Genomic DNA, 11,484 nt, shown 5'->3' with positions numbered 1-11,484 from the left:
TCTGTCGCTGCTGCTACTATTACTGTTCTCGTTACTTCTGTAGCTGCATGTCCTGCTGCATCACTCACGTTGTACGTTATTACATATGTTCCCGCTGCACTTGTGTTTACTGTATCTCCAGCCTTAACTACGCTTCCTGTAAGATCGCCATCTACATCGTCTGTAGCTGTTACACCTGCATCTGTATATGTATCTCCCACCGTTAAGTTCACTGTTGCACTACCTACCAGAGTAATGACTGGGGCAGTTACATCTGTCGCTGCTGCTACTATTACTGTTCTCGTTACTTCTGTAGCTGCATGTCCTGCTGCATCACTCACGTTGTACGTTATTACATATGTTCCCGCTGCACTTGTGTTTACTATATCTCCAGCCTTAACTACGCTTCCTGTAAGATCGCCATCTACATCGTCTATAGCTGTTACACCTGCATCTGTAAATGTATCTCCCACCGTTAAGTTCACTGTTGCACTACCTACTAGAGTTATAACTGGGGCAGTTGTATCTGTCGCTGCTGCTACAATTACTGTTCTTGTTACTTCTGTGGCTGCATGTCCTGCTGCATCACTCACGTTGTACGTTATTACGTATGTTCCTGCTGCACTTGTGTTTACTGTATCTCCAGCCTTAACTACGCTTCCTGTAAGATCGCCATCTACATCATCTGTAGCTGTTACACCAGCATCTGTATATGTATCTCCCACCGTTAAGTTCACTGTTGCACTACCTACCAGTGTAATGACTGGCTCACTAGACGCACTAACCATACTAGGCACAACCGCAACCACAGGCGTAACCGCCATCGTAACAGCCATCATTCTAGCTATTTGTTTTTTACCTAATAGTACTTTGTTTTCACTTTTCTTCTTTGCCATGTTTCTTCTCTACCTCTCTCTGTCGTTCATTTTTGTGAATAGATGATAAAACCTCAACCCAATTAGATATCCTAACCTGGTGAAGGCATCACCCCTTTCACTTGGAAAATCCGCCAATCCTCGTCAACAAAGCGAACTAGAGTGACTACATAGAGGATCTTTTTCTCACCTGTGACGGAATCCTGATAGAAATAATCCATATTACAACGGTAAACGGGCTCATCACCTAACGTGACAAAAATTTTGTTTTGTAAAGCAAAGCCTTTACTCCAGGCAGAATCCTTCTTTAATCCGGGTATAATGAATTGTTCCACATAGTCGTTAACAATACGAATCACCCGCAGCTGTTCATCAAGCTGAATTTTATCGATCGTTTGAGCAATTTCATCTTCAAATGACTCTTCAGGCTCGGCGATCATTAACTCATCCCTCACCCCATTCGTTTCTAGCCCTAAAAAGCGCTCATGTAACCGTGCAAAAAAGCCCTTATGCTTTATCATGCTTGTCCACCTTACTTAATTTGTAATTAGGCTTTTCATCTTAACGTCATTTACTTCTTTAATGACTTTTTGACTAATTGTTTGAATGATGTAATTCCCCATACTTTCAAATAATCTCCATGCCTCATCCTGATAAGCTTGTACCGGATCTTTCTGAGCATAAGCTTGATAATGTATGCTTTGTTTCAATTGCTGCAAAGTTTCCAAGTGTTCTAACCAATAACGATCAATGGTTTGGATATAGTAATCTCTCCAAATTTGATCCCCATTTAATTTCAAGTGATCGTTTTGCATTTCATTCCAACTAACTGTCCATTGATCAATAAGATTTTTGATGATATCTCGTCTTCCAACTAAGAGATTTGGATCAATTGAGAAAAAAACAACATCTCCTACTTCTCGTTTTAATTGCAAGATATCCCATTCTTCAGGCGCACTATTTTCGTGATAATACTTGTCAATTAACTTTTTCAGGTAAGATGTAACTGTTTGAAAGAGTAAATTAGACATTCCCTTATCATCAAGCACTTCATTTCTCTGTTTATAGAAAGACTGACGCTGCTCATGTACAATAGCATCCAAGCGAAATACCATCGATCGGATAGCAAGCATTTGTTGCTCCACGCTTTTTTGCACATTCTCCATAAAAGCCTGAATCTTACCGCCTGAACAACCCTCAGTACCCCAAAACCATTTCCCTCGCATATCCTCGACTTCATCAGATGCAAATCTCTCAACGAGATCATCCTCCAAAGAGAGAAAGAACTGTGAAGAACCTGGATCACCCTGCCTTCCAGAGCGACCGCGCAGCTGGTTGTCGACACGACGACTTTCATGACGTTCAGTCCCAATGACATGCAGCCCACCCAGTTCGGCAACGCCCTCCGCCAAACGAATATCCGTTCCTCTACCAGCCATATTGGTAGCTATTGTTATGGCCCCTTTTAAGCCAGCTCTCGCTATCGTTTCTGATTCTTCTTTTTCAGATTTAGCATTAAGCACCTGGTGAGGAAGTTTCAATTCAGCAAGCCTGTTAGCAATGTATTCTGATTGTTGAACCGATGTAGTTCCGACAAGAACAGGCTGACCTTGACCGTGCCTATATTGGATCTCCGTAATGACTCTCTCATATTTGGCATTTTTGGTTAGATAGATAACGTCATCGTAATCCTGTCGAATGACAGGTGTATGCGTAGGAACCGAAACCACTTCTAATCCATAAATGTGCTTCATTTCCTCTTCAGCTGTTTTGATCGTACCCGTCATTCCTACAATTTGCTTATATAATCCAAAAAATTTCTGGATAGTAATCGTCGCATGAGTGCGGTTTTCTTCACTTAGCGTTACATTCTCTTTGGCTTCAATCGCTTGATGTAACCCCTCACTAAACTGTCGCCCTTCAAGAATACGCCCTGTAAACGCATCTATAATGTGCACCTTAGAATCCGATACAATATAATCCACATCTCTTTGCATCAATACCTTCGCCCTAAGACTCTGTAATAAATAATGATAGACGGTCGTATGCTCAATCTCGTAAAGATTCTCTATCATGAAGGTAGCTTCTATTTTCTTTATAGCCATTTCCGTAAACATAACCTGATTCGTTTGCCAATCAACCTCATAGTCACGTTCTTCTTTTAGCCCTTTTACAAATCTGGCACAAACAAAATAAAGATCCGGTGCTGCTTTCGTTTTACCGGCAATAATGAGCGGCGTTCTCGCTTCGTCGATCAAAATACTGTCTACTTCATCAATAATGGCAAAAGAAAGCTCTCTTTGTACCCTTTGATTTAGATTCATAACCATTTGATCCCGTAAATAATCAAACCCGAATTCCGTACAGGTTCCATAGGTAATATCTTGTAAGTACGCTGCTTTTTTCTCCTGTTCACTCAGACACGCAGTGTTCAGTCCAACCGACAATCCAAGATGTTGAAATACGGCATTCATTATTTCGTAATCACGTTTAGCCAAATATTCATTAACAGTAATCATATGTACTCCCTTACGTTGCAAAGCAAACCAATATGCAGGTATAAGGGATACAAGGGTTTTCCCTTCTCCGGTCATCATCTCAGATATTTTCCCATCACATAAAATCCACGCCCCGATTAGCTGGACATCATGCATGGATATTTTATTTACTCTTCTGACAACTTCTTTAACAAGAGCAAAGGCTTGAATGCGCAGTTCCTGATTCATATCAACTCTTTGTATTTTGTTTTGTATCTCATTATGAATTTCATTTAGATTTTCGATTTTTTGATATAAATTTGAATAGCCATTAATTTTAGGCAAAATATATGTTTTAATCCTATTGATTTCCCGATAGTCCTTATTACCTAACCATTGATAAAAGTAATTTTTCAAAATAAATCCCCTCTAGTAAATTAGGTCTTTAAACTCATTAAACGCCTAAAAACGAATAATAAAATATTAAAAGTTGGTGAAATATTAGTTATTTTGTCATATCTATAGTACAATACTACCAATTCCACCATTACACTATCATTACAATAATATTCCATTTTTCGGAGGCATCTTGAATAACTTGCAAAATAATGTCGTGACAATTAATCGAGAAATTCACTTATCTGATAAACCAGACGCAGAATATATTGTATTTATACATGGCTTAGGCTTAGATCTAACAACCTGGAAATACATTATCCCTTTAATAAAAGAAGAATATAATATTGTCCTGTACGATTTAAGGGGACATGGATTAACTGCGGCAGAGGACATCCCTTTTACTTGGGATTTAATGTGTGAGGATCTAAATGAAGTTATTTCGGATTTAAAAATGAAGTGTTTTCATCTAGTCGGGCATGCGATTGGGGGCATTATCGGAATATACTACTCTCTAAAAAATGTAAACTCTATCATATCACTAACGCTTATTTCCACACCCGGAGTTTATTCGCAAAATGTACTCGAGAAATCAGTTGAATTCCGTCAGTCCCTTGCTAGCGGAACATCTATTGAGCCTTTATCCTCTCCTTTAGTTAAAACGATTACAAATAAACCATCTGATTCGCAAGAAGTTCATTTACTTCACAATGCGTACCAACGAGTTAAAGTCACCAAATATTTTGAACTTATGCACTTATTTGTTGATGCAAGACCATCATTGGATGATTTTTCACAGCTCCATGTACCAACGCTGGTCATAGCAGGATCCTTAGATACGTTACTACAACCTTATTTATCAGGAGCTATGTCCAGCTTAATTCCTAAATCAACCTTTATCACGATTGCTAACTCTTCAAATGTAACTTTTATTGATCAACCACAGGAAACCGCTCAAAAGATCATTGAATTTTTACAATCACAAGATCTAGCAACACCTTACACTGAATATAATGATCCATTGCTTATTGATACAAAAGAAGAATTAATTGAAATAATTAAAAACCGTGAACAAAAGAAAGAACAAATAGGCACTTTGAAAATTCAGGTCTTATCGACCTTTCGAGTTTACATTAATGATACAGAAGTTCTGGAGGGATGGAATAAAAGAAATGCAAAAAAAATACTTATCTATCTACTTTTGCACCCCACATCCACACGTGAAGAACTTTATGATGAATTTTGGCCAGATCTCGAAATAAGTAAAGCTCAAAATAATCTCAGGGTATCACTTAATTATTTGAACAAATTAATTTGTACGGACCAATTTAGTTTTCTACTCACAGACAGAGAACACATTTATCTTAAGGGTGAAATCCAAAGTGACTTAAGTAATTTTATTGAGATGCTTCAACAAGTGGCTAACGAAGAGTCTCCCAAGAAAAGGGAAAAAATGTTTTTAGATATCCTAGAAAATTTACCTTTTGATTGGCTTAGAGGCTATTATGATAATTGGATTTTAACCTTAAGGGACAATATTGAAAGAAAACTGCTCAAATTAACAGAAGATTTCATATTATTTCACCAAGAAAGAATAAACTATGAGAAAGCAATGAGTTTCGTTAGTTATGCCATATTCTTCAGGAAGCATGAACTCAGATACTACGATTGGATGATTGAACTGTTACTAAAGTCTGGCAAACAATGTAACACCTATGAGTGGGAAATGAAGAAACAGGCGGTTCTTCAAGAATTAACCTTATAATAACTCGTCCTAGTCTGCTTAATCTCCCTTCGGAGATTGGGCATTTTTTTATTATAAGAGGCAATACTTCTTGCCAAGATGACCGAAACGAGTACCTAATCTGCATAAAATGGATCGCAAAATTCCCATTCCCTTTCACATATCCTCGTTTCGCTTGAATATATTTAGTAACAAGCCCTTTTTACCCATGTCCACTCAGCGTTAAGCTTGCCATAAAGCATCTAAGGAGGTTTCCTCATGACAGAACCCCTTTTTATCGTTTCCAAAGAGGATTGGTCCTTGCATCGCAAAGGATATCAGGATCAGACCAGGCACCAAGAGAAGGTGAAAGAAGCCATTAAACAGAATCTTCCCGATCTGGTTACCGACGAAAGTATTGTCATGTCCAATGGAAAGCAGGTCGTGAAAGTACCTATTAAGAGTCTGGATGAATACCGATTCCGCTATAACTTTAGTAAAGGAAAACATGTTGGTCAGGGAGACGGGGATTCTCAGGTAGGCGATGTGTTGGGCACAGATCCGCAGCCAGCCCAAGGCCCTGGGAAAGGTGAGGGTGCAGGCGATCAAGCTGGCGAAGATTACTATGAAGCGGAAGTGAGCATGGAGGAACTGCAAGCCATGTTATTCTCTGAGCTGGAGCTGCCCAATTTGCAGAAAAAAGATAAGCGCAATATGACCACGACGGAAGTGATTTTCAACGATATCCGCAAAAAAGGGATTATGTCCAACATCGATAAGAAACGAACAATATTGGAAAATATGCGCCGTAATTCGCGCTCGAGCTCCCCTGGGATCCATCATATCAGCCCTGATGACCTTCGTTTCAAAACGTGGGAAGAGATCGAGAAGCCTCACTCGAATGCGCTCATTATTGCGATGATGGATACCTCCGGTTCCATGGGTTCCTTTGAGAAATATATTGCCCGCAGCTTCTTTTTCTGGATGACGCGTTTCCTGCGCACGAAGTATGAGAATGTAGAGATTGTTTTTATTTCTCACCATACCGAAGCTAAAGAGGTCACAGAGGAAGAGTTTTTCACCAAAGGCGAAAGCGGAGGTACGATTTGTTCTTCGGCTTACCAAGCAGCGATTGATATTATCGACAAACGGTATCCACCGTCACAATTTAATATTTATCCGTTTCATTTCTCCGATGGCGATAATTTGACGTCAGACAACGAACGCTGTGTGAAGCTTATTACGCAGTTAATGGAGCGCTCCAACATGTTCGGTTATGGAGAAGTTAACCAGTACAATCGCAGCAGTACACTCATGTCCGCTTTCCGCCATATTCATGATCCTAAATTTCTTCATTATGTCATTCGTGAGAAAGGTGAAGTGTACAAAGCACTGAAAACCTTTTTTACAAAGCAGGAAGGGGTGGCTGTTCAGTGAGTAAATCCGAAATCCAAAAGCTCGAATACGCCATTGATGAAATAACGGAAATTGCTAAAGGTTTTGGACTTGATTTCTTCCCGATGAGGTATGAAATCTGCCCCGCAGAAATTATATACACCTTCGGTGCCTATGGGATGCCGACGCGTTACAGTCACTGGAGTTTCGGTAAAAATTTCCATCGAATGAAAACACAGTATGATTTCGGGTTAAGTAAAATTTACGAATTAGTTATAAATTCTGACCCCTGCTATGCCTTCTTGTTAGATGGAAATTCTCTCATTCAGAATAAACTGATCGTCGCACACGTTCTTGCCCATTGTGATTTTTTCAAAAATAACGCCCGTTTCGCAAACACGAACCGCAATATGGTAGAAAGTATGTCCGCTACCGCCGAAAGAATTCGGCAATATGAAATCGAACATGGCATTGACGAAGTCGAGCAATTCATTGACGCCGTGCTAGCTATTCAGGAACACATTGATCCTGTGCTGACCCTATCCTATCGACAGACGCGTAAGCGTCAGGAAACCCATAAAGCCTCCACACCAGCCGCACGTTCCGTAGCAACCTATGGATATGAGGATATATGGGATTTAGATGTTAAGAACAAACCCCCAGCGCCTGAAAAGGAAGAAAACAAACGCTTTCCGCCTCAACCTGAAAAAGATATTTTGCTCTTCATCGAGGAGAATGCCCCCTATATGGAAGAATGGCAGCGGGATATTCTGACGATGCTCCGCGATGAAATGCTTTATTTCTGGCCGCAGCTTGAAACGAAAATCATGAACGAAGGCTGGGCTTCCTACTGGCACCAACGCATACTGCGCGAGCTGGATTTGACTGAAGAGGAGACGATTGAGTACTCCAAGCTCAACTCCTCGGTCGTGGTTCCGTCCCGTCATACCTTAAATCCTTATTATCTCGGGCTCAAAATCTATGAAGATATCGAGAAGCACTGGGACAATCCGACGGATGAAGAAATAAGAAGGCATGGGCGCAAACCTGGGAATGGTCGTGCCAAAATCTTCGAAGTCCGCGAATACGAATCGGATACCTCTTTTATCCGGAATTATTTGAACAAACCTCTGGTGGAAGAATTAGATCTGTACGTGTTTGAAAAGAAAGGTCCGGAATGGAAAATTACGGATAAAACTTGGGAAAACACGCGGGACCAACTTATTTATTCCAGAGTAAATGGTGGTTTCCCCTACATCGTCGTGGAAGACGGGGATTACCAGCGCAGCGGCGAATTGTATTTGAAGCACGCTTTCGAAGGGGTCGAACTTGATCTCAAGTATGTCGAGCGAACGCTCCCCTACATTTACAAGCTTTGGGGCAAGTCTATTCATATGCATACCATCGTCGAAGATAAGCCGGTTTTGTTCACCTATGACGGTAAAAAGCATCATCGCCGTTTTCTCTAATGCAAAGAGGCTGCTTGAACGGAGTGGTTCAAGCGGCCTCTATTTGCACGTGTTTTATTTACCCGAGCCTCGACAGAACTAGTGATATTCCGACAACGGTAATCGACGGACTTATTATTTAATAGATGATATTCTTAATACTCAGTTAATATTATTATTTATTTTGTAATAGGAGATGAGTTGAAGTGAGAATGAACATCTTATTTAACAAAACACCGATTTCTGTCAATTTCGTTGGAACGGACCACAAATTAATTCCCTCTCTGATCAACGCTCTTCGTTATAACAAATTTACAACGATGAGCCTTGCTCAACCGTTAGAGCACGTTGATTTATTTAGTTCAGAAGCCATTCTATATGCCAAAGATGGGAATAAAGCAAGAATCCCAATTTTTTAATTACATAATCGTTACATATGCATAAAGCTCTAACCCAAGTAGATTACTTTGGGCACAGAAAACAAAAAAATGAGAAGGCAAGATTCTTGCCTTCTCATTTTTTTGTTTTGTTTCAACTGCAATAGAAAGTCACCCCGAACTCTAGTAAGCGGAACGTAGAGCCGCTATTTTGGGAATTCTTCGCATAAAATCGACTAAGAGGAACGTATGTGCGCTATTTGATCAAAAGGAGTGATTCGGAGACAAAAACCCGTGAAATAACGCCTCCTCGTTCCTCTTCCTCATGATTTCCGGTGTTTTTCAACCAAATAACGCCTCTAAGTTCCCTCGATACGTTCTGATTACCAGAGCAAAGCATAGTACATTACAGTAATGGGTAGAGAGCCATAACATCCAAAATGCCTTTTAGAGCAGTCTCTTCTAACTTAGCTAGCGCTGCGGCATCGGTCATCCTATTGTGTTTACGCCTTAGCGTGCAGTTTAATAACGGCATGAATCGCCGTCATAATTTCACGTTCAACCGCTTGAGATACAACATCAGTATGAGGGTTATAGACTTCTCTCAAATCAGCATCGGCGTAACCGTCCAGCGCAACAATCGCACCCGCGCGCACGCCGCGCAATGAAGCAATTACATAGAGCGCTGCGATTTCCATCTCAACGGCAAGGGCGCCGGCTTGCTTGTACTTGCGATGTGGAAATTCCTCGACACCTTGGAAGAAGGCATCCAGGGTAACGGTAATCCCTTTGCGCACAAGACCATCCGTCTCCGAAGCTGCTTCGTACAAGGCCTGCACGACATCTAGGTCGGCTACTGCTGGGAAGCCATGTGGAACGAGTTGGCGAGTTAATCCCTCTTCCCTCACGGCTGCAGTACTGACGACTAAGCTGCCTGGCGGAACATCAGCTGAATATGAGCCTGCTGTGCCAACGCGAATCAGTGTCTTTACGCCGCCTTTGATCAGTTCCTCGAAGCAAACAGCTGCCCCCGGCGAGCCGACGCCATGACTTACAACCGTAATCGGAACTCCTTGGAATTCACCAACAAACGTGCGGTATTCACGGCTGAAGGCGAGTTCTTTACTATTATCTAGCTTGCTAGCTATGACTTCCGCGCGAAAGGGGTCACCACATACGATCGCATAGGGTGATAGATCCTCTGAATGAACCTGTAAAATTGGCAATAGCATGTCAATCAAACTCCTTCTTTTCCCATTCATCTTCTGGAATCGGAATCGCTTCCCCCGAGAAGCGCTGCTCTTGGAATGGATCAGCCACATTATGGAAGCCGTTTTGTTCCCAGAAGCCTTCGCGGTCAGCTGTCATAAATTCGACGCCTCGAATCCATTTAGGACTTTTCCAAAAATAAAGGTGAGGTACAATCAGCCGTAGAGGCCATCCATGTTTAGGAGTCAGCGGCTTCCCATCATATTTCAAAGCCAACAGAACGTGATCCCCCATGAGATCCTCCAGAGGGACGTTCGTTTCATAATCGTTGTCGGCATGCAGCATGACGAACTTACCTTGCGGCTTGATATCCAGCAGGCGAAGAAAATCGCGAAATAGAATCCCTTCCCAGGCTGTGTCAAGCTTAGACCAACGGGTTACGCAGTGAATATCGCAGAGGACTTGCGTTTGAGGCATCGCTAACAATTGTTCATAAGTGACAACTTTGTCCTCTTCGACCTCGCCAAACACTCGCAATGTCCACTCCGCCATGTCGTATTCCGGTACTTCTCCTTCATGTAAAATAGGAAAGCGGTCTGTCAGAACCTGCCCAGGTGGGACTCGGTCTGACATTGCCGCACCTACGGAGGGAACCTTCATTTTTCTGATTCGATCAGCTTTGGTGTCTTTTGCCATCTGTCATTATCTCCTTTTAGCAACCTAGCGCGAACTTCCGTTAGCTTTCTGAGCATCTGCCATATAACTGCTCTTTCTAAAAAAGAGCATCGCCAGCAGCGTCACAATATAAGGAAGCATCTGTGTGAAATGAGTCGGCAGCGAGAAGCCCTGCAGCCTAATGCTGAATGCATCCATCAGTCCGAACAGGAGGCTCGACGCCATGACGCCAAGCGGATTGGCTTGTCCTAACATCGTTGCGACCAGTGCGATAAAGCCTCTGCCCGCCGTCATGCCTTCGGTAAACATCGTGACTTGACCGAGGGAAAGCTGAGCGCCTGCCAACCCGCAAAGCACGCCGCAAATTAACACGGCCAGATACTGCATTCTGCCCACTTTAATGCCAATGCTTTTCGCTGCAACTGGGTTCTCACCCACGGCCAACAAGCGGAAACCAAGGACTGATTTAAATAAAAAGTACTGCAGGCCAAGCACAAGTGCAAAGGCCAAATAAATAAGCGGGGAATGGCCCGAAATAATACCGCCAATCACAGGTATATCTTGAACAATGGGAATATTCCACTTCGGTAGCCCCACCATATTTTTATCGTAGAAGGCGCCTTTAACATGGAAGATGGCTTTTAGGCAGAACGCTGTTAAACCAAGCGCCAGAAAATTAAATGAAATACCGACAACGATCACGTTCGCTTGCAAATGGATGCTAATATACGCAAATGCAAGTGAAAATAACATCGTCACCGCAATCGCAATCAAGACAGCTACATACACATTGCCGGAATAATGATTGCCTACAATAGCTGAAAACGCTCCAACAAGCACGAATCCTTCCAAACCAACATTGAACAACCCCACTCTTGAGCATATCGCACCACCGAGCGCAGCGAGGAGAATCGGAGCAACCATCCGAAT

At 42.0% G+C, this 11,484-nt stretch carries 10 protein-coding genes; 4 read left to right on the top strand and 6 right to left on the bottom strand.

The features are described from left to right. The 3 genes from AC58UU_RS11170 to secA all read right to left on the bottom strand — a co-directional run. On the bottom strand, positions 1-875 hold an 875-nt coding region (locus tag AC58UU_RS11170; protein ID WP_497315539.1), incomplete at its 3' end, for an immunoglobulin-like domain-containing protein. A gap of 71 nt (positions 876-946) precedes the next feature. After that, positions 947-1,375: a hypothetical protein gene (locus tag AC58UU_RS11165; RefSeq protein WP_497315537.1), complete on the bottom strand. Its 429-nt coding sequence runs from the start codon at positions 1,373-1,375 to the stop codon at positions 947-949. A gap of 15 nt (positions 1,376-1,390) precedes the next feature. Continuing rightward, positions 1,391-3,748: a preprotein translocase subunit SecA gene (gene secA / locus AC58UU_RS11160; RefSeq protein WP_497315535.1), complete on the bottom strand. Its 2,358-nt coding sequence runs from the start codon at positions 3,746-3,748 to the stop codon at positions 1,391-1,393. Between the two features lie 172 nt (positions 3,749-3,920). On the opposite strand from secA, the gene AC58UU_RS11155 reads away from it, so the two are divergent. The 4 genes from AC58UU_RS11155 to AC58UU_RS11140 all read left to right on the top strand — a co-directional run bounded on the left by AC58UU_RS11155 (position 3,921) and on the right by AC58UU_RS11140 (position 8,712). Further along, on the top strand, positions 3,921-5,492 hold the full coding sequence (locus AC58UU_RS11155) for an alpha/beta hydrolase (RefSeq protein WP_497315533.1): 1,572 nt from the start codon (positions 3,921-3,923) through the stop codon (positions 5,490-5,492). A gap of 237 nt (positions 5,493-5,729) precedes the next feature. Beyond that, positions 5,730-6,887, top strand: coding sequence for a sporulation protein YhbH (yhbH, locus tag AC58UU_RS11150; protein WP_497315531.1), 1,158 nt, complete (start codon positions 5,730-5,732; stop codon positions 6,885-6,887). After that, positions 6,884-8,314: a SpoVR family protein gene (locus tag AC58UU_RS11145; RefSeq protein WP_497315529.1), complete on the top strand. Its 1,431-nt coding sequence runs from the start codon at positions 6,884-6,886 to the stop codon at positions 8,312-8,314. Before yhbH ends, AC58UU_RS11145 begins: the two co-directional genes overlap by 4 nt. Positions 8,315-8,499: 185 nt before the next feature. Beyond that, complete coding sequence (locus tag AC58UU_RS11140) at positions 8,500-8,712, top strand: hypothetical protein (protein ID WP_307548846.1); 213 nt, start codon at positions 8,500-8,502, stop codon at positions 8,710-8,712. 461 nt (positions 8,713-9,173) lie between these two features. On the opposite strand, the gene AC58UU_RS11135 is transcribed toward AC58UU_RS11140, so the two are convergent. Genes AC58UU_RS11135 through AC58UU_RS11125 form a run of 3 tightly spaced genes read right to left on the bottom strand, consistent with a single transcriptional unit; the run spans position 9,174 to position 11,478 of the window. Beyond that, on the bottom strand, positions 9,174-9,902 hold the full coding sequence (locus AC58UU_RS11135) for a nucleoside phosphorylase (protein WP_497315527.1): 729 nt from the start codon (positions 9,900-9,902) through the stop codon (positions 9,174-9,176). A 1-nt stretch (position 9,903) separates the two neighbouring features. Continuing rightward, positions 9,904-10,575, bottom strand: coding sequence for a sulfite oxidase-like oxidoreductase (locus AC58UU_RS11130; protein WP_246358942.1), 672 nt, complete (start codon positions 10,573-10,575; stop codon positions 9,904-9,906). A 24-nt stretch (positions 10,576-10,599) separates the two neighbouring features. Next, positions 10,600-11,478, bottom strand: a complete 879-nt coding sequence (locus tag AC58UU_RS11125) for an ABC transporter permease (protein WP_497315586.1) — start codon at positions 11,476-11,478, stop codon at positions 10,600-10,602. Between the last annotated feature and the right edge of the window lie 6 nt (positions 11,479-11,484).

This window comes from Paenibacillus sp. JT22N1 (assembly GCF_059692155.1).
The sequence above is the reverse complement of the archived record's forward strand: the minus strand, read 5'-3'. Positions and strand labels throughout refer to the sequence as shown.